Source organism: Sphingobacterium thalpophilum, from assembly GCF_901482695.1.
GTDB classification, from domain to species: domain Bacteria; phylum Bacteroidota; class Bacteroidia; order Sphingobacteriales; family Sphingobacteriaceae; genus Sphingobacterium; species Sphingobacterium thalpophilum.
Genome location: NZ_LR590484.1, coordinates 4323657 through 4342470, shown reverse-complemented (window position 1 = coordinate 4342470; position 18814 = coordinate 4323657). Strand labels below are relative to the sequence as shown.

Genomic DNA, 18814 nt, shown 5'->3' with positions numbered 1-18814 from the left:
CAAGATTAGAGTGAACGTTTCCGCATCTTATTGATCAATTTCAACAATGCAGCTCGATTTTTGGCATCGTGATAAAATTTGGGCAACTTTTCGAGCAGTGTAAAATGGCTCCGATCTTTATGTTCCCGCAAGGTGGCCGAAATATAACTTTCTAAATAATCGAGATGCGCATAATTATAGGCCCAGACTACGTCATTTTTAAAGGGATGTACCAGCCACAATGTAGCGCTAAAATATGTATGTGCTGCCGTTTCAATATGTCCTTTAATACCAAACATACGTGTCTCTGTTGTTTTATTTTTGTTATAACCGCATGACGGGCACAGCAACCGTGACTTTTTGCTTGCATAATCCACACTTGCCACCGCCTGCCTAGCGCATGATGGACAGACGACAAGCACCTCGGTACGGAAATCGGCGAGCCTTTTATTTTGGTCATTAAATCGTTCCTGAGTCATTGAATAATTCGTGTTCTATCAACTTCTAAAATAAAGTAAAGAACCGGATTGATAAATACCCCAAATAGGGTATTTTAATGCTCAGCTATACTTGAAGGCATATACCTTTTGTACAAAATCGAAATTTGTTGTATATTACGCTATTCTTAGCCGACATTTTACCTTATCGTATTGACCCAAGTCGATATTTAGATTATCCTATTGTTATGTTATTTTATGGAACAAAAGAAACATCGTCACCTGCTTGCCGACCTTTGGGAAAGTTATCCCGAAGCACTGTCAAATAATTTTCGAGCTGAAAAATCATATAGTACCGTGAATCACCTGTCGGATCTCTTGACAGTAGGTCCCTATTACCATTATGTGATAAACATAGCAGACTATTCGATTTCCCAAGTTTCAGGACTGACCACAAGTATTCATGGGTTGGCTACTCAACCAACAACATTAAAAGAGATTATAGACCAGATACATCCGGATGATCTGGAGTTTGTCCTAAAAGCAGAGGAAGCCACATTAGTCAAAATGAGGGAAATTGGATTTGAACACCAGCTGTTTCTGAAAACGTCATATTGTTTCCGCATGCGTGTTGCCAATGGTAACTATCATCTATTTCATCATCAAGCCATACATTTGGCCAAAGATGATTTGGGACGTCTGACATCTGCATTGAATATACATACCGATGTGCAGCACATCACGAAGACTAACAATAAAATCGTCCTCGTTACCGGTATTGGTTCGCGTAGCGATTATTGCCAGATTGACCTATCTCAGCAACTACTAAATAATGATATACCCCCATTTTCAAAGCGCGAAATGGAAATATTGCCTCTGATAGCGGGCGGCTATTCGAGTCCGCAGATTGCAGACAGGCTTTATATCTCGCCCGATACCGTACGGACCCATCGGAAAAATCTATACAGGAAAACGGGATCAAAAAGTGCGGGTGAATTTATTCGCCAATGTATTGAATGGGGATTATTGCAGCTATTATGTTTTTCCAATATAGAATTTTTTATATAAAATTTCATTTAGGAGATGCTAACACATCAAATCTAGTAATCGGAGACTTTTTTTATTCTTTTCCTTCTTTGTTGGTACTTCTACATTCATTAAAAATAGATTTTTGCGCTTTTATTTGTATCAGTAACCTGAAGACGCCTTCCTCTTCCTGTGGCATCCACAGAGATTACATTTACCAGTTACCCTTGCAGAGTTCTAAAAATGATTTTTTGATAAAGGTCTATTGCATTCTGTTGCACAAATATGAAATTCTCTTAATAAATTCATTTTCGCTTTCAATTAGTTCTTGCATCGTTTGATTTTCAAAAACAAAGATTCCATCAATCACAAAATGAACGTCATTACTACTACTACCATATAAAGACTCAGTATGATAATATTCAAGGTCTATTTTCTTTGATAATGGATAAATCAAACCACTTGCTACTAAATCATTTTGATAATAACCAGAATAAGAATGTATTTGATGTAAGTCAGCTCTATCGATGTCTTTGCTCTGCATTTCCATCTTCTTGAATTTTGCGTCAAGAGCAATAATTTTTCCACTTACCTTGTGTTTCATTATTAGGTCAGGAAACATAGACCTGCGATAAAACTGCTGTTGATAAATTGGAATTTCTACTTGTCCACTAACAAACCAGTTAGGGAAATTTCTACTCAAAAGCTTTTCAAGATATATTTCGTACAATTCTGCAATGTCAAACAGATAACCAGTTGTCGCCAGGTTTTGTTTTTCATTGTCCGGCATTACGTCTTTGTTCAGCAAAATTATTTCCGCATACTCTAAAACCTTTTTAAAACCATGATACATTGGATTGTTGATACTTTGATGTGTCTTAGCTTTTTGTATTGTTGCGTGGCTCGCAAAATATCCCGAATACTGCTGTTTTAATAATTGGCTCAATCCAAGTAAACGACTGTGAATTTCTTTTCCAAAAACACTTTCTAATTTTCTCAATGCTAAGTATAGAACATCAACAATTTCTTGGACATACATCCGCTCTCTGAAGGTTGTCGTTAGTTTTCCTTGAAACGGAATGTCTCTTTTCAAATAATCGTTAAAATCTATACTGCCTCTTACTTTATGGCTTCTTTCTTGATGTTTTTCGTATTGCTGTGGCAAACCTAAGACAACGGCTTTTTCTAATGCTTGAATAAATAAGTGGGCTATGATAAACAAAAATTGATTTTCTGTTTCATCTTTTTTAGCTTTGATTTGTTCATTATCTACATAAATATCATTTACGAAATTGAGCATTCGTTTTAAAAAAGTGTCCCCATACTTTGTTGTAATATTGATTTTGCAACCCTTGTGAAAAAGTACACCAGCATACAAACCAGTTTGTATAATGAATTCTTTTTCTTGTTGCATATTTTCTTTGGAATATAATCTCAGGATAAGACGTTCTTCGTCTTGTTCAAAATGACGATTACGTTTGAAGTTGAATACTTTGACTTGTTTTAGCTGTTCTGCTCCAAATTTTAGTTCATAGACAGAAGAAAATATTTGTTGCAAATGTTTCACACCTGTTTTTACGTTGAAAACATTGCCTAAATCCGCCTCTCGGATAGGTGCTTCTTCATAAAAATTATGATTAACAGGTACACTAACTCTCATATTATTTTAAAGTTTCTTTAAATCTATTCAAGGCTTCAACTAATTTACTGTCTAATTCGCTTTCCGCAAATACAGCTCTTAAGTATTCTTTCAATGTTGGACGTAGATACAAGTTGAATAAAACTTCCACATTGTTTGGGGTAATTTCTTTTCTTTTAGCGATGTCACTAATTTTCATAAAAAATGAATGACCAAATTCATAAGATTTACCCAAACCTAAGTCGTTTGAAATATAGCTGTTCAACTTTTCACAGGCTTTTACATACTGACTTATATTGCTAAATTCTTCTTTACCTCTAAAATGTATTTCTTCTTCAATTACTTGGTAATCGCAATCCTTCCTTATCCACTTAAATCTTCTGCGAAGTGCTAAATCAAAAGCGTCAATGCTTTTATCAACATCATTCATCATTCCGATGAAAAATACATTTTCGGGAACACCAAATTTCACCTCATTATTGTCAAGGCAATAAGCTAAATGTTTGTATTTTTCGTTGTCTTGATTAATTAGATCTTCGATAAGAGTTGAGTATTGGGTTCTAAGTAAATTCTTATTCCCCTTGCTATTGTGTCGGTAATCTTTTTCTAAAAGCGATAAAGTCTCTCCAAAGACAGTTGAAAGATTCGCTCTGTTTATTTCGTCTACTACGAAATAGAAAGATTTTTCAGGGCTATTTTTCGCTTTAATGCAGAAATTCTTAAAAACACCGTTTACCAATTCAAAACGAATGTTTCCGTCTTTTGAAACTCCTTGAGGTTTTATACCCTCAATGAAATCTTCGTAGGTAAATGACGGATGAAATTGTAATACTTCGTATCGAGAACTGTCACCTTGACAAACAAAATCTAAACTTTTGACCACGGAATATGTTTTACCGGTTCCCGGTGGTCCATACAATATGACATTGGGATTGTTTACGTCCGCAATAGCTTTTGAATTTCCATAATGCCACAAAAAACGTGAAAGTAAAATAAGTTCACCTTTGTCTTGATCATCTACTTCTAATAGCTTTTTTGCTACAATACAAACGTGATGGTTTTTGGTAAAAATTCCTTCGGCATCACTATCAATAAACTCGTTGTATAATTCTTCCAGCCATTGTGTAGAATAGATGTATAAAAAGTCTGGTAAATTGTCTAATACAGCCAATTTCATCAAAATCTGTTTAGCACTATAACCTGTTTCTTCTACCAAACGTATCTTTTCTAATGGATCAGGAGTCGAAACAATGTCTCTCAATAAATTTTTAATATTATGGTTAAAATAAGTTTCTGCTTCTTGTCGAGTGGCATTTTGCTTTTTTTGACTTTTGATGAAATATGTTTGATTGTCATTATTAAGTTTTACTTCAAAATTTTCCGCATTACCAGGTTTGGAAGAACCTAAAACAGTTCGAGTTGTACGCTCTAAGAAATTGCACAAATAACCGCCTGGCATTGTTGCTGTGGGACTTCCTAATGTATTGGTATAATCGTCTAAACTCAATGTATCGTTTGTAATTTTATCCTTGTATTGATTCCATTGAACTATCAAATTATCAATCTCTTCATTATTACTTTTTTTATATTCTTCTTTGGTTTCGCTTTTAAACTTGTTCCAAAGCGCTTTGATTTGAGTTTGTCTTTCTTCAGATAATTTTATGTTGTTCATAAGTTGTTTGATAATCTGTTTGTTCAATTCCGCAATTAATAAGTTTACAATTTTATTGTCTGCTTCAACCTCATCAGGTTTTAAATGATAAAGTGTTGCAGGTTGTTTTGATCCACCCCAAGTGCTGCCATTGAAATCAAGTTCTAATTCGTCAAGGCGTTCTTTCGGAATTGTAAATTTTAATTTTCGGTTTTGTGCGCTGTCTGGTGTTCCGTCCACAAATTCATATTTTGCTTCTGAATCTACAAAACCACACAAAAAGAATTTTTTGTGTGAATTTTGTCCTTGTGCAATAAGTATCACGTCGTCAATGCGAATTTCATTTTTGAAGATTTGACCAAAGCGATGTGTGTCATCATATCCCATAAATGCTCGTTTTAAATTCTGTATAGAGTTTTTCCAGTCTATCTCATCTGAACCATTCATGACATTTGGGGATAATACCCAATACTTTCTCTTCATTCGGATTTAATTTCTCTTGCTTTTGTGTTAGTTATGCATTACATCTAACACTCAATATTAGAACAATACATATTTTGTGTAACTATTTGTTTCAACAAAAATACGAATTAAATACCTCTCTATTAATCTGCTTGTGCCAAATCCCGCCATTCAAAGCCAAACCATCACGTTCCATAAATTGATGTTCCAATTTCACGCTTCCTACCTCGATAACACTACTCCCCCCATCGTCCAATAAAGTTGTGCTGAGCGAATAGATAATTGGCGAACTTCAATCCTATAGGGCGGTGACCTCATTTGCTGATAGATTGCGCATTGCATCCATCGTCTCCTTAATTAAAAATTGATTTGCCATACTTATTTGATTTAAATGATATCGGCAAAGCTATTGCGGATTGGGCCTCCTCTAATCGGCCGGAGAAGCCGACAGAGTGAAAGTGAATTGCTAACCGGCTATACAATATTTTGGATCTAATAACGATGAAAATACTATTTAGAAATGAGAAATGATATCTTTTTAATAACTTGAATAATGTCTTCCCTGCAAAATACCATCTAAAAATTTATGGGTATATTTGGTAATAACATCTGAGCGGAAAAAGCAAAATATGCCAACAACTCGACAACAAGGAATTGACAGCATGGGTAAGGTTTAATTCAGTTTTATACTATGGATGCAAAAGAACTTTTAAGAGAACATATAGCAAAACGGGCATCGCTTACCCCGGAGGAATTTGATTATGTCTTTGAGCATTTTAAGCCACTTTCTTTTAGCAAAGGACAGATGGTCATACGGGAGGGTGATAAAGTAAATTGCGAGTATTTTGTCGTTTCAGGATGCTTAAAAACATTTTACATCAATGATGATGTAAAGATGTACATTCTGCAATTTTCAATGCCCACATGGTGGGCATCTGATTACAATGCTTTGTACGCACAGACCAAAGCTACGGTCAATCTGGACTGTATTACAGATGTTGAGCTGCTCGGCCTTTCCAATGAAGACCGGGAAAAAATCTGCAGCGAAATACACCAAATGGAACATTTTTTTCGCTGGCGTACCAATGGTGGCTATGTCGCATCCCAAAAACGCTTGCTTTCCTTTATGAACAATAACGCCAAAACCAGGTATGAGGAATTGCTTCGTATGTACCCGCAATTATACAACCTCGTTCCCAAACACCTGATTGCTGCTTATTTGGGCGTATCAAGAGAAACACTAAGCCGTCTTTACAATTCACACAAGAATGTGATGTAAGTCACGTAATGTTTGTTCTGTTCATTGCCACCTTTGACGGTGTAATTAAAAAAGAAATATCATGTGGAACGATACGAAAATTACCCGGTTAATAGGTATTGATTATCCAATATTGCAGGGGCCCTTTGGCGGCAACCTTTCGTCTGTTGAATTGGTAGCAGCCGTTTCCAATATGGGCGGTTTGGGCGGTTATGGTGCTTATACATTAAGCCCGGATGAAATTATTGGTATTGACAGCAAGATAAAAGCAGCCACCGGCAAACCTTACAATCTTAATCTATGGGTATCTGAAACCGATGCGCCCGGCGGGCTGGCAACGGATGAGCAGTACGAACGTGCAAAAAAGGCTTTCAGCCCTTATTTTGAGGAACTGAACATCCCCTTTCCCGAAAAACCCGCTCCTTTTAAGACCCAGTTTGAAAATCAATTAGCCGTCGTGCTGGATATTCGCCCAAAGGTGTTCAGTTTCGTGTTTGGTACTTTGCCCGCTGACGTGATGGAAGAATGTAAAAAAAGAGGCATTGTAACGGTAGGTGCAGCGACAACGCTGGATGAAGCTATGGCATTGGAACGTTCAGGCGTGGATGCCATTATTGCTTCCGGGTTTGAGGCAGGCGGTCATCGCCCGTCTTTTATGGCTTCGGCGGAATCATCCACGACCGGAACATTCGTACTGCTGCAACTAATCAGCGAAAAAGTGAAAGTGCCTGTAATCGCTGCGGGAGGTATTGCTGATGGCAAAGGCATCGCAGCGGCACTGACGTTAGGTGCTGATGCAGCACAGATAGGTACGGCTTTTTTAGCCTGTGACGAATCCGGTGCGCTGCCAGCCCACAGGGAAATGCTGTTTTCCGATAAAGCAAAATATACGACCCTATCAAGAGCCTATACCGGTAGATTGGGCAGAGGGATCAGCACACCGATCACAAAAAACTTGGTGGGAAATGAGCAGTCTATTTTGCCATTCCCCTTGCAAACTACATTAATGTCTTCATTGCGAAAAGCAGCCATAGAGCAACAAAAGTCGGACATGGTGTTTTTTTGGGGCGGACAGATTGCGCCCCTGTTGAAGCACAAAAAGGCATCCGCCTTAATGCGATCACTTGTCGAAGGCACGAATGCACATTTTGACGCAATGAGATAGTACCTCCAATTTGCTCCAACTTTTTTGACTTTTAGAGAATGTGATGTAGGTCACGTAACTGCCCCCTGATTACATCGTTACTTTGTTGTAGAATTTTAAAACAATAAAAATTTAAAAAAATGAGAACACAAAAATTCAACATCGTAACTGCACAGAGCAACATCGACTGGGTAGGTAAAAAAGTAACCGGAGCACACAACGGAACCATCAATCTGAAAGATGGAGAAATCACTGTATCTGAAGGTCAGATCAAAGGAGGAAGATTTGTGGTAGATACAACATCTATCAAAATATTGGACATCACAGACCCTGCGACCAATGCACAATTTGCAGGTCACCTGGCTTCTGATGATTTCTTTGGTATCGACCAGCACCCTGAAGCCGACTTCACCATCACGTCTGTACAAGGTGACCAGGTTGAGGGGGATCTTACCATCAAAGGCATTACAAATCCGGTGGTATTCGACATTAAGGCTACCATTAATGACGACACATTTACGGCAACGGGTAAAATCGTCATTGACCGCACCAAATACGGGATCAAGTTCCGTTCCGGTAATTTCTTCCAGAACCTCGGCGATACACTCATTTACAATGATTTTGAGCTGAATGTATTATTAACCGCAAAAGCAGTGGAAGAAGCTGCTCACGCATAAATCTTATTGTCATGCCATTCGTAAAAATTGAAATCACAAAGGAGGGCGTTACCCGTGAGCAAAAACAGCAATTGATAAAAGGCGTTACCGACCTTATTACAAATACGCTGAACAAAGATCCGCACCTAACCCATATCGTTATACAGGAAGTTGAATTGGACGATTGGGGCTATGCTGGAGAACAGACATCCGTGTTACGTGAAAAAGGCATTACTGCCGATAAAAAATAAGATTATGAGCAAACAGACAATTATTGTAACCGGAGCATCATCTGGTATCGGTGAAGGGGTGGCCAAATATTTTTTGGAAAAGGGCGATAATGTAGTCATTAATTCCACCACACCGGAAAAATTGGAGCGTGTGTACCAGCAATTAGGCGGCGGCAACAATCTCGCAATGGTGGCAGGCAACGTAAAGGACAAAAAGACCGGAGAACGGTTGGCCGACGTTGCTTTGGAAAAGTTTGGCAGCATTGACGTACTGATAAACAATGCCGGGATTTTTGACAACAAGCCTTTTCTTGAAGTGGACGAGGCATATCTTGACAAGTTTTTGGACACCAACCTGAAAGGAACGTTTTTCACTTCGCAGGCCGTTGTTCCGCAAATGCTGAAACAGCAGGGAGGCGTGATTATCAACATTGGTACACCGCTGGTATATTATGGGTTAGGTGGCGCTCCGGCTTCTGCCCCCGTAGCAAGCAAAGGAGCCATCCATGCACTAACAATCCAATTAGCTGCCGAATTTGGCAGCCGGAATATACGGGTAAATACAATTGCGCCCGGTGTGATACGTACTCCAATGCACGGTGACAGCAGCGATAAAATGGCGGGCATACATCTTGTGAACCGTGTGGGCGAAGTGCAGGACGTTGCAGAGATGATTTACACCGTTGCCAAAAGTAATTTCATTAACGGGGCTATTATCAATGTCGATGGCGGCATGGGAGCTGGTCACAATTTAAAATAAGATGAAAAACATATAATTAATCGTTTTGCTGTCCTGCATTTGTTGGGGCAGCAAAGCTCAAAACAAAATTAAAATGGAAACGCAAAAAGAAAAAATAGCCGCTATTTCCGATGTATTGGAAAATCGGTATTTCAAAGGGATTTACGAAGGTAATGTTGCTTTATTAAGCACTGCTTATCATCCTGGCGCACTGCTCTTTGGGGATGTAAAAGGTCAGCCTTACGCAAAAAATCTTGCAGAGTATCTTGATGGGGTCGCACACCGACAAAGTCCGAAGGATTCGGGCAAGCCATTCCATGGCGAAATTCTCAAGATTTCTACCGTCAACTCGATTGCTATTGCTGAAGTGAAAGTGAAGATGTACGACTTTTACTATCATGACTACCTTTCATTTCACAACATCGATGGCCAATGGTTAATCGTAAATAAGATGATGACAGATACAGCTGATCAAATATAAGGAACGAAGCACATGAATCAACATACAATTGACGGCTTTGCCAGATATGGCAGATACGACTACAGGAGAACGGGCATACTTATCGTGGATCCGTATAATGATTTCTTGCATCCTGATGGCAAATCTTATTTCAAATCAAAAGCAGTGATTGAAAAGATCAATCTGCTGGATAATATGTCAGCCATAATAAATACCGCACGAACGTTGGGTATACAGATCCTATATGTCCCCCATCATCATGCCGAACCCAATGATTATAGGCATTGGAAGTACCCAACAGCGACACAGCTTTCGACTAATGAGCGGCAGCTTTTTGCGAAGGGTTCGTGGGGAGGAGAATTTCATCAGGATTTCTTACCTACGCCAGATGATATTATTATTAAAGAGCATTGGTCACAAAATGGATTTGTAAATACTGACCTTGACTTTCAACTGAAACAGCATGATATTGACCGAATAATCCTCATTGGTATGTTGGCAAATTCCTGTATCGAAGCTACAGGCCGCATGGCGATGGAACTAGGGTATCATGTTACACTGGTAACGGATGGTACTGCTGCATACTCATGGGAGAATATGCACGCCGCTCACGAAATTAATGGTCCAACGTATGCTCACGCTATCTTGAAATCAAATGAGCTGATTCATATCCTGAATATGGAAAGTTAACGTTTTGGATACCACACTGATAAAATATAAAAAACGACATGGGTACAATATGAAAATAGCAGATCAAATAGTCGATTCGAGTTTTAGCGCTATAATAAACGCTCCGATCGAAAAAATAAATATTCCGGAATGGGTATTTAGTTTAACAGAAGCAGAATATCAAAGCTGCTCGCCAGCACATATCACGGCAGCGAAAGGAATAGGTGCCGACGGGCGGCGAATGTCAGTCAATGTTGAGGTGATAGGCGGCAACCCTATGGTTCAACATTACCAGGAGGAAATTTCAAAGCCACACCAACTCGTTCTGACATCTTTCTCGGATGTATTCACCCCTACGGGACGAGTCGTTATACATGTGCAATGGGAACTTTCCGTAAAAGCAATCAACGACAAACAAACGGAATTTACGAACCGGGTAATAACTCACGCAACCGACGAAATGATGTTAATACTCGCAAAACAAGGAATCCCATTTGAAACTTTTAAAGCGCAACGGCAACCGATTTCCATAGAACACAACCGTGGCGAAACTCCTCTATTTGCAGCCAGTATCGAGCGTCAGACATTAGGGCTGGCTACAGGAAAAGCGGACACCATTGCTGAAGCTTGACCATATCCCAAGTTTATAGTAGATTTGGAATAGGCCATATTGGATTTTCTTTAATTGATTTAAACGATGACTAACGAATTATTTGAATTTGAGATTTTAAAAGCTAGCAGAACCAGGTTGCTCCAATTATTAGAAACGGTTGACAACAAAATATTATTTAAAATCCCTGAAAACTTCAACAATAATATAGTTTGGCAGATTGGCCACTGTATCACATCCCAACAGAGGCATATGTATATGCGTAGCGGCCTGCCAATGCATATATCGCAGGAATTTATGGAAACATTCAAAATCGGAACTTCGCCACATACATGGAAAAGTATGCCAGACGTTGATGAAATAAAACATTTACTACTTTATACAGTAAATCAGCTTCGTAAAGATCTAGAATCGGGCATATTTGTTAAATACACTCCCTTTAGCTTACCAATTGGCATCACCATAACCAATCACCTCCAAGCACTTCGGGCTGCTAACTTTCACGAAGCCGAGCACTATGGGATAATATTGAGCTATTTAAAACTTCTAAATTAAATAAGGCATAAGTATGCCCTATCAATGCAATAATGAATTCATTAACCGGAAATCACAATACTTCTAGATCAGTGCGGGAATAGCACTAGCACTCTCCTACTCTACCCATGAATGGTAGCCGTTTGGACCGATCTCTCATGGAAGCTGAGTTGTTCCTCAACGGTGACTATATAAATCCATTAAGGCAAAAGGGATTTAGATTGCAGGTGCGACAACAAACCCAGTGAATGTTCAGCGATCTACGACAGGTAACTAATATGAAAAAACCAGCAAGATATCTAATTCTAATATCCCTAATAGTCGGCCTGGCCAATTTGCCGCCACTCAGAGGTCTATGCGATTGGCTCATTGATACATACCATTACGAATTCGCTAACAGTTCAGGTGATTTTTATATCATGGCTCCAAGTGCTGAAGATTTTGAAGGGGTTACTCAGAGATGGGATGGGAATGTAACTCAAACTGTGTCATTGGATTAAAATCTTAAAAAGCTCTTTCTAATTTGAGTCTATCCCCAAATCTAATATAAAGTTGGAATATGGTCAAGCCCCAGTTATGCATTTGACAGCCGAATTCTCTACTTTAGAACGCTCCTAAATTTGGGGAGAGCTCAACTCCAATCCATTCTTCACTGAGCCAAAATCATAGCCTGCTTTATCAATCATATCTCCTGTAAACAAAACTAAATCAATAGGAGTATCTTTATGTAATTCTTCTAACTTATTAAAAAGAGCATCTCCCAAAAAATCGTCCCAATCTTTGATAGTTTTATTATTTAAATGAAAATCTGTAAGATGTAATATCCTTATCATAGTATTTTTAGTAAAAATTAATAGTTTTTATTCACTCAGTCAATTTATCTATCTCATAAATGTAATCAGATAGAAGTTTTAATATCCCAAATATTTACCACAGCCATCGAGAAATCATTTTTTCTCATACTTATTATTAAACAGCACCTCAATCTCTCGAATTGCACCCAACAACTCATCCCAATTCAAACTTTCTCCAATAATCATATTTTCCTGCATCGTTTTATAATCAGCTTCCCACTTTTCCATTACGGCTTCGGGTGGTATGATGCTTAATTTCCCTTTCACATGATTAGAATAGTCCATTCCTCTCAATGGTGTAACCGTTTTACGGTGCTCAACAATGGTGTTGAACAATTCATCATCAGCAATGGCCATTTCACCGTATTCGGCTTTCATAATTTTATCTAAATCGTATAAATGCCTAGTCAATCGATCCGTTCGAATCTTATCGCCTGGTTTTGAAAATTCCTCATGCAATAGCAACACCTTCTCTATAAACGTACGTGTAGGAATAACCACCTGAACATCAAAGGAAGGTTCAGTAAAATCGAGGTCTTTATAATGTTGGTCAAGAAATGATATTACAGATTTTGTTTCAAACGGCTCGGTTAGTGATCTTGCCCCCATTTCCAAAAGAACCCGTTGCTGAATATAAACATTATCCGTTGGGACAAAGGTTCGGTAATGTATCTCCAATGTATTTGGATCACTCGTATCATCTATATGATCGTTATATCTTATTTCATATAGTTCCCGATCGATACCAAGTTGATCCAGTTGGGTTATAAGCTCCTCACGGAATTCATGAATAATAAACGCACCAGAAGCTTTCCTCAACTTTTTTATTTGAGATTTAGATTCCAATTGATCAAATCCTAACAAATGACGATCAATGATCAAGTCTATATCTTCGGAGAAACGATCTATCAGGTGATATGCCTTACTCAATGACGTACCACCTTTGAAGATTATTGAACCTGCATATTTAGATCGAAAAACTGCTTTTAATATCACACATACCCACCAATCCTTTTCAACCACAAACGCAGGTAATCCAATTTCATTTTCAACTTGCTCCAAAACCTGAAGCTTTTGTTCATCGGTTAGATTTATCCACATAAGTTAAGACTGATAAATGTTATTGATTTGTTTCTGAATCCACACAGGGGCATATACTACTTGATTCCGCATCACTTTCTCATCTAGCTTTTTTACAGCCGGCTTGATAGTCTCTAAAAATTCTTCTGTAATATCCTGTTGCCCTTTCTCCTTAAAAGCCTGAACAATAAGATGCAATAACTCATCTTTTATGGCAAAGCTTTTGGGAACAGTTCGTTTAAATTTGATGGTTCGATTTCCTATTTTCACCTCACGTTGCGAGCCATCAGTTAGATACACCGCCTTTAAAGGCACTTGTGTCGTAAGCCCCAGTAAATACAGTGCCATCACACCTGTTGGAGCAATTCGAGCTTTATCTCTTTTAGCAATTTCCTTTGCAACCTCTCCGATATTAGGATATATTGTACCCAGCAAAGGATCTTTCTTTGGTTTGATATAGATACCATGAGCCAGTCTTTCAATAAGACCATCGTTCTCCATACGGAAAAGTGTCAGCCGTATATTTTCTGGTGTAGCAAAATTCTTAAAGTCGTCAGCGAAAAACAACTTACCACGAGACGATTTTAAAATTTTGTTTTCTATCTTATTTTTAGCTATTTCCGGCATTTATAAATTCGTTTTTCTGTAACAAATTTAGTAAATATTTGTTACAGAAAACAATAGTATTTGAGATTAAATATTTTAGTGAAATTTGGATAGTCGTCAAGCACACCTATCTTTGCAAATGTACACATCTGCAAAGATAAGTGTGCTTTATGTGCATTCACACATTCGATTATATCAATAACATGCGGGCTCACTTTTACTGCAAATCCACTTTCTTATTTCATTATCTTTTGCACTTTATGTCCATTTAGAACACACTTTGGACAATTCTGATATGATATTTTATAGTCTCATTGTGCGATCAGATAAACGGAAACAGTCCGTTAGACAGAAAGCTTACCTGTCTTTCGTTTCCGAAATTGTCCGAAACCCCAATGTCAAATGACTTTGATACGGTCGATTAGGAAGTGTGTTTAATGTCGCGTACCCAGAACTGTTCAATTTTATAGCACTTACAATCAACGGTATAGTATAAATTTCAGTTTCACTTATAGGAATATTGCTAAAATTATTAGTAATTTTGACTTGAGTGATTTGCACTTTTTTATGGCGAATCACAGATATAATGTGCTTATAAGATGGAGAGGAACATTGTTCATTGCGACCTGGATACTTTTTTTGTATCGGTAGAGCGTTTGCAGAATAGCCAGCTGGTTGGCAAGCCGGTCCTGATCGGTGGATCAAGCGATCGTGGTGTTGTTGCATCCTGTAGCTATGAGGCGCGTCGGTATGGCGTGCATTCGGCGATGCCCATGCGCTTAGCACTGCGCATGTGCCCTGAAGCAATAGTGGTGCGGGGGGATCATGATCTGTACAGCCAATATTCCAATATCGTCACTGAAATAATCGAGGAGAAAACACCCATCGTCGAAAAGGCCAGTATTGATGAACATTACCTCGATATCACCGGAATGGATAAATTTTTTGGCTGCTGGAAATGGACGCAGGAGCTCCGGCGGCGCATCATGCGGGAGACGGGGCTTCCCATCAGCTTCGGCCTCTCTGTCAATAAGACTGTCAGTAAAATTGCTACCGGTACAGCCAAGCCGTGTGGTGAAAAGCAGGTAGCAGAAGGCACGGAAAAAGGGTTTCTGGCTCCGCTGTCCATCCGAAAAATACCAATGGTGGGCGAAAAGTCATATACGCTTTTGTGCAATATGGGCATTTCCAGAATCAAGACCCTGCAGGATATGCAAGTGTTCACCATGCAGAAAGTGCTGGGTGAAAATGGCGTGAGCATCTGGAGAAAGGCGAACGGGCTGGATGATAGTCCGGTACTCCCCTTTCGTGAACAGAAGTCCATTTCAAAGGAAACAACATTTCAGCAGGACACGATCGATGTCGACATGCTGCGACGCACATTTATCGGCATGGTAGACACATTGGCCTTTGAACTGCGGAAGGATCAGAAGCTGACAAGCTGTGTCACGGTGAAAATCAGGTACAGTAATTTTGATACACATACCCAGCAATTAAAATTGGCCTATACCAATTCGGACAAAAAACTGACCGAGGTGGTCCTCTCCCTCTTTAAGAAACTGTACAGCAGGCGCATGCTGATCCGGCTTGTCGGCGTAAAGTTCTCCGGCTTGATTCATGGTGCCTATCAGACGGATCTTTTTGATGATAGTGCCGAGGAGGTCAATCTGATGCAGGCCATGGACTGGATCAGAAAGCGATATGGAACAGAATATCTGATGAAAGCGATATGTGCTCCGGTACCGGAACAGAAAGGGGGAAACTATGCTGCTAAATCTTCATAGTTACTATAGTCTGCGATATGGTACCTTGAGTATAAAGGACCTGATCAATGGCATGATGGCCGGCGGATATGATACCGCTGTCCTTACCGACATCAACAACAGCACCGGTTCATTGGACTTCGTACGCCAGGGACGGGAGGCAGGACTCAACATCCTCACCGGAATGGAATTCCGTCAGGGGAACTCATTATGTTTTGTGGCCATAGCCCGCAACGAAAACGGGTTTAGGGAAATCAATGAATACCGGACCATGCTCAATAGGGAGAACCGGCCGGTAGCTGAACGTGCTCCTGAATTTAAGGATGTGTTCGTTATTTATCCTTTCCGGCGGGTGAACCAATTTGCGCTCAAAGATTTTGAGTATATCGGAATCCGCCCGGGTGAACGCCACCGCGTACAGCTCATGGGCCCAACGGTACTGGAGCGCTGTGTGATCCTGGCTCCGGTGAGTTTCAGAAAAGCAGATTACACGCTTCACAGGCAGCTGCGGGCGATTGACAATAACATATTGTTTTCTCAGCTTGGCCCGGAGCAGATTGCGCCGGAGGACGAGGTTTTCGTACCCAAAGCAAGACTTATGCGCATGTACATGGATATCCCGCAGCTTCTTGCCAACACCCATCGCCTACTCGGCCAATGCTCGTTCAGTTTTGATTTTACCAGTGTCAAAAACAAAGAAACGTTTACCGGAAATAGATATAATGACAAAGAGCTACTGCATAAATACTGCATGGATGGTTTTAACAGGCGATACGGCAAAAATGACAAAGCAGCGAGTGAACGTATCCGGCGTGAACTGGAGATTATCGAAAACCTGCGGTTTTCCAGTTACTTCCTGATCACGGACGATATCTGCCGTTATGCCCGGGGAAAGGACTTTCATTATGTAGGCCGGGGATCGGGAGCGAATTCTGCTGTCGCTTATTGTCTGGGTATTACGGATGTGGATCCTATTGAGCTGAACCTTCCGTTTGAGCGCTTCCTGAACCCCAAACGGAAAAGCCCTCCCGACTTTGACGTGGATTTCAGCTGGAATGAACGGGATGAGATGTATGATTACATCTTTAAGCGTTATCAGACCGGACATACGGCCCTGATGGGCGCCATGAGCACCTTCCGCTCGCGGAGTATCCTTCGTGAGCTCGGTAAAGTGTATGGCCTGCCCAAAGCTGAGATCGACCGCCTGGTACACGAACCCGAGCATATGCTCAACAAAAATGAGGTAACAAATACCATCCTGTCGGTATACAACCGTATGACGGATTTCCCTAACCAGCGGACGATCCATGCCAGCGGTGTGCTCATTTCGGAGCAGCCTCTGACCTGTTACTCTGCCATGGACCATCCGCCCAAAGGACTACCGACGGTGCAGTTCGATATGTATGTTGCCGAGGATATCGGTTTTGAAAAATTCGATATTCTGTCTCAACGTGGTATAGGGCATATTAAAGACTGCCGTACCATCGTGCGGGAAAATCTTGGTGTTGTGATCGATACGAACAGTCCCAAGCGGTTCTTTAAAGACCCCAACATTGCTGCACAGCTAAGATCAGCGAATACAATTGGCTGTTTTTATATCGAGAGTCCCGCTATGCGGCAGCTGCTGACCAAACTGCGATGTGATGATTATCTCACGCTGGTGGCGGCTTCCTCCATAATACGTCCCGGTGTGGCCAGTTCAGGCATGATGGGTGAATTTATCAAACGCCACCACGACCCCAGTAGCGTGGTCTACCCCCACCCTGTATTTAAGGAGCAACTGGAAGAAACCTACGGCGTGATGGTATACCAGGAGGACGTGATGAAAATAGCAAATGCCTATGGTGGTCTGGATATGGCGGATGCCGATGTGCTGCGCAGAATGATGTCGGGCAAATACCGCAGCAAGGATCACCTGATCGAGATCGAGAGCAAGTTCTTTTCCAACTGTCGTGCTAAGGGTTATGACGACAACATCAGCCGCGAAATCTGGCGGCAGATGGAATCCTTTGCAGGCTATAGTTTCAATAAAGCTCATAGCGCTTCCTTTGCCGTGGAGAGCTATCAGAGTCTCTTTCTCAAGACCTATTATCCGTTGGAATTTATGGTGGCGGTGCTGAACAATTACGGCGGATTCTACAATCGTAAAGTTTATGTGAACGAGGCGCGGATTGCCGGAGGCAACATCTGCCTGCCCTGCGTTAATCGCTCTGCTTTCAACACATCGATCCGGGGCAAAGATATCTTTCTGGGTTTTGACTGTCTGCTGAATCTGGAAAACAATCTGGCTATGCGCATTATTGCGGAGCGGGAACAACATGGAGATTTTCTTGGACTGGAAGATTTTATCCGACGTACTTCTGCAGGTCTGGAACAGGTCGTCATCCTGATACGCGTGGGTGCCCTTCGGTTTACAGGATCGGGAAAAAAACAACTGCTGTGGGAGGCGCACCTGCTGATGAGTAAGCATAAACCGGCGATGGCCGGCCAGGCTTTATTTGAGACGGAATCACGGATGCCTGTCCTACCGCCATTGGAGGAAAATATTCTGGAGGACTATTATGATGAGATCGAGCTCATCGGATTCTGTGTGACCGGAACGCTTTTCGATCTGACCAAAAGTGATTACCGCGGCGACGTACTGGCCAGAGATCTGGCGCAGCACGAAGGAAAGATCATCCGCATCGTCGGCGACTTTGTCTGCGAAAAGTTTGTAAAGACCAAGCGGGGCGACCTGATGAAGTTCGGCACGTTTCTGGACGTCGAAGGACGATTTTTTGACACGGTCCATTTCCCACAGACGCTACCCAAATATCCGCTGCGTGGCACAGGGATCTACCTTGTCGAAGGAAAGGTTATCCTGGAATACGGCTGCCCGTCGATCGAAGTCATCCGCTGTGGAAAGATGCCACTGAAAGCTGATCCGAGAAGTGAATAGGACAGATATTATTTAATGAACTCGGAAATTTGCTACCTTCATATAATGATAGAACCCAAATTAGAGCAGTACAAAATAA

18 protein-coding genes are annotated in these 18814 nt (G+C 40.6%); 12 read left to right on the top strand and 6 right to left on the bottom strand.

Annotated elements, in window-relative coordinates; genetic code table 11:
- Positions 1-5 precede the first annotated feature (5 nt).
- Positions 6-458: a hypothetical protein gene (locus FGL37_RS18115; RefSeq protein WP_028071212.1), complete on the bottom strand. Its 453-nt coding sequence runs from the start codon at positions 456-458 to the stop codon at positions 6-8.
- 216 nt (positions 459-674) lie between these two features.
- Between FGL37_RS18115 and FGL37_RS18110 the strand changes: the two genes are divergently transcribed.
- Complete coding sequence (locus tag FGL37_RS18110; RefSeq protein WP_051607194.1) at positions 675-1484, top strand: LuxR C-terminal-related transcriptional regulator; 810 nt, start codon at positions 675-677, stop codon at positions 1482-1484.
- A gap of 220 nt (positions 1485-1704) precedes the next feature.
- Here FGL37_RS18110 and FGL37_RS18105 read toward each other — a convergent pair whose 3' ends face one another.
- Both FGL37_RS18105 and FGL37_RS18100 read right to left on the bottom strand, forming a co-directional pair.
- Entirely contained in the window at positions 1705-3102 is a 1398-nt protein-coding gene (locus FGL37_RS18105) for an McrC family protein (protein WP_028071213.1), read from the bottom strand.
- A 1-nt stretch (position 3103) separates the two neighbouring features.
- On the bottom strand, positions 3104-5215 hold the full coding sequence (locus FGL37_RS18100) for an McrB family protein (RefSeq protein ID WP_081817946.1): 2112 nt from the start codon (positions 5213-5215) through the stop codon (positions 3104-3106).
- A 670-nt stretch (positions 5216-5885) separates the two neighbouring features.
- Here FGL37_RS18100 and FGL37_RS18095 point away from each other — a divergent pair.
- The 9 genes from FGL37_RS18095 (at position 5886) to FGL37_RS18055 (ending at position 11515) form a co-directional block, all read left to right on the top strand.
- Positions 5886-6473, top strand: coding sequence for a Crp/Fnr family transcriptional regulator (locus FGL37_RS18095; RefSeq protein WP_028071214.1), 588 nt, complete (start codon positions 5886-5888; stop codon positions 6471-6473).
- A gap of 61 nt (positions 6474-6534) precedes the next feature.
- On the top strand, positions 6535-7617 hold the full coding sequence (locus FGL37_RS18090) for an NAD(P)H-dependent flavin oxidoreductase (RefSeq protein ID WP_028071215.1): 1083 nt from the start codon (positions 6535-6537) through the stop codon (positions 7615-7617).
- A 119-nt stretch (positions 7618-7736) separates the two neighbouring features.
- Positions 7737-8273 (top strand): YceI family protein, encoded by a 537-nt coding sequence (locus tag FGL37_RS18085; protein WP_028071216.1) that lies wholly within the window; start codon positions 7737-7739, stop codon positions 8271-8273.
- An 11-nt stretch (positions 8274-8284) separates the two neighbouring features.
- Entirely contained in the window at positions 8285-8503 is a 219-nt protein-coding gene (locus tag FGL37_RS18080; RefSeq protein WP_028071217.1) for a tautomerase family protein, read from the top strand.
- Positions 8504-8507: 4 nt separating this feature from the next.
- Entirely contained in the window at positions 8508-9242 is a 735-nt protein-coding gene (locus FGL37_RS18075; RefSeq protein ID WP_028071218.1) for an SDR family NAD(P)-dependent oxidoreductase, read from the top strand.
- Positions 9243-9315: 73 nt separating this feature from the next.
- On the top strand, positions 9316-9702 hold the full coding sequence (locus FGL37_RS18070; protein ID WP_138096924.1) for a nuclear transport factor 2 family protein: 387 nt from the start codon (positions 9316-9318) through the stop codon (positions 9700-9702).
- Between the two features lie 12 nt (positions 9703-9714).
- Complete coding sequence (locus tag FGL37_RS18065) at positions 9715-10371, top strand: cysteine hydrolase family protein (protein WP_051607196.1); 657 nt, start codon at positions 9715-9717, stop codon at positions 10369-10371.
- A gap of 49 nt (positions 10372-10420) precedes the next feature.
- Positions 10421-10981, top strand: a complete 561-nt coding sequence (locus tag FGL37_RS18060) for a hypothetical protein (protein ID WP_138096922.1) — start codon at positions 10421-10423, stop codon at positions 10979-10981.
- 66 nt (positions 10982-11047) lie between these two features.
- Complete coding sequence (locus tag FGL37_RS18055) at positions 11048-11515, top strand: DinB family protein (protein WP_028071222.1); 468 nt, start codon at positions 11048-11050, stop codon at positions 11513-11515.
- Positions 11516-12108: 593 nt separating this feature from the next.
- On the opposite strand, the gene FGL37_RS18050 is transcribed toward FGL37_RS18055, so the two are convergent.
- From FGL37_RS18050 to FGL37_RS18040, 3 genes are all read right to left on the bottom strand, one after another.
- Positions 12109-12327, bottom strand: a complete 219-nt coding sequence (locus FGL37_RS18050; protein WP_028071224.1) for a metallophosphoesterase — start codon at positions 12325-12327, stop codon at positions 12109-12111.
- Positions 12328-12441: 114 nt separating this feature from the next.
- Positions 12442-13449 carry a nucleotidyl transferase AbiEii/AbiGii toxin family protein gene (locus FGL37_RS18045; RefSeq protein WP_028071225.1) on the bottom strand — a complete coding sequence of 336 codons (1008 nt, stop codon included), beginning with the start codon at positions 13447-13449 and terminating at the stop codon, positions 12442-12444.
- A gap of 3 nt (positions 13450-13452) precedes the next feature.
- Complete coding sequence (locus tag FGL37_RS18040; protein WP_028071226.1) at positions 13453-14055, bottom strand: DUF6088 family protein; 603 nt, start codon at positions 14053-14055, stop codon at positions 13453-13455.
- 578 nt (positions 14056-14633) lie between these two features.
- Here FGL37_RS18040 and dinB point away from each other — a divergent pair.
- The gene (dinB, locus tag FGL37_RS18035) at positions 14634-15818 is read left to right on the top strand and encodes a DNA polymerase IV (RefSeq protein ID WP_037534018.1); all 1185 of its coding nucleotides are present in this window, start codon (positions 14634-14636) and stop codon (positions 15816-15818) included.
- The gene (locus tag FGL37_RS18030; RefSeq protein WP_028071227.1) at positions 15799-18735 is read left to right on the top strand and encodes a DNA polymerase III subunit alpha; all 2937 of its coding nucleotides are present in this window, start codon (positions 15799-15801) and stop codon (positions 18733-18735) included. The genes dinB and FGL37_RS18030 overlap by 20 nt, the downstream gene beginning before the upstream one ends.
- The last annotated feature ends 79 nt before the right edge of the window (positions 18736-18814 follow it).

Coding starts and splice junctions, on each gene's coding strand:
- FGL37_RS18115 (WP_028071212.1), bottom strand. CDS start 458: ATGACTCAGGAACGATTTAATGACCAAAATAAAAGGCTCGCCGATTTC.
- FGL37_RS18110 (WP_051607194.1), top strand. CDS start 675: ATGGAACAAAAGAAACATCGTCACCTGCTTGCCGACCTTTGGGAAAGT.
- FGL37_RS18105 (WP_028071213.1), bottom strand. CDS start 3,102: ATGAGAGTTAGTGTACCTGTTAATCATAATTTTTATGAAGAAGCACCT.
- FGL37_RS18100 (WP_081817946.1), bottom strand. CDS start 5,215: ATGAAGAGAAAGTATTGGGTATTATCCCCAAATGTCATGAATGGTTCA.
- FGL37_RS18095 (WP_028071214.1), top strand. CDS start 5,886: ATGGATGCAAAAGAACTTTTAAGAGAACATATAGCAAAACGGGCATCG.
- FGL37_RS18090 (WP_028071215.1), top strand. CDS start 6,535: ATGTGGAACGATACGAAAATTACCCGGTTAATAGGTATTGATTATCCA.
- FGL37_RS18085 (WP_028071216.1), top strand. CDS start 7,737: ATGAGAACACAAAAATTCAACATCGTAACTGCACAGAGCAACATCGAC.
- FGL37_RS18080 (WP_028071217.1), top strand. CDS start 8,285: ATGCCATTCGTAAAAATTGAAATCACAAAGGAGGGCGTTACCCGTGAG.
- FGL37_RS18075 (WP_028071218.1), top strand. CDS start 8,508: ATGAGCAAACAGACAATTATTGTAACCGGAGCATCATCTGGTATCGGT.
- FGL37_RS18070 (WP_138096924.1), top strand. CDS start 9,316: ATGGAAACGCAAAAAGAAAAAATAGCCGCTATTTCCGATGTATTGGAA.
- FGL37_RS18065 (WP_051607196.1), top strand. CDS start 9,715: ATGAATCAACATACAATTGACGGCTTTGCCAGATATGGCAGATACGAC.
- FGL37_RS18060 (WP_138096922.1), top strand. CDS start 10,421: ATGAAAATAGCAGATCAAATAGTCGATTCGAGTTTTAGCGCTATAATA.
- FGL37_RS18055 (WP_028071222.1), top strand. CDS start 11,048: ATGACTAACGAATTATTTGAATTTGAGATTTTAAAAGCTAGCAGAACC.
- FGL37_RS18050 (WP_028071224.1), bottom strand. CDS start 12,327: ATGATAAGGATATTACATCTTACAGATTTTCATTTAAATAATAAAACT.
- FGL37_RS18045 (WP_028071225.1), bottom strand. CDS start 13,449: ATGTGGATAAATCTAACCGATGAACAAAAGCTTCAGGTTTTGGAGCAA.
- FGL37_RS18040 (WP_028071226.1), bottom strand. CDS start 14,055: ATGCCGGAAATAGCTAAAAATAAGATAGAAAACAAAATTTTAAAATCG.
- dinB (WP_037534018.1), top strand. CDS start 14,634: ATGGAGAGGAACATTGTTCATTGCGACCTGGATACTTTTTTTGTATCG.
- FGL37_RS18030 (WP_028071227.1), top strand. CDS start 15,799: ATGCTGCTAAATCTTCATAGTTACTATAGTCTGCGATATGGTACCTTG.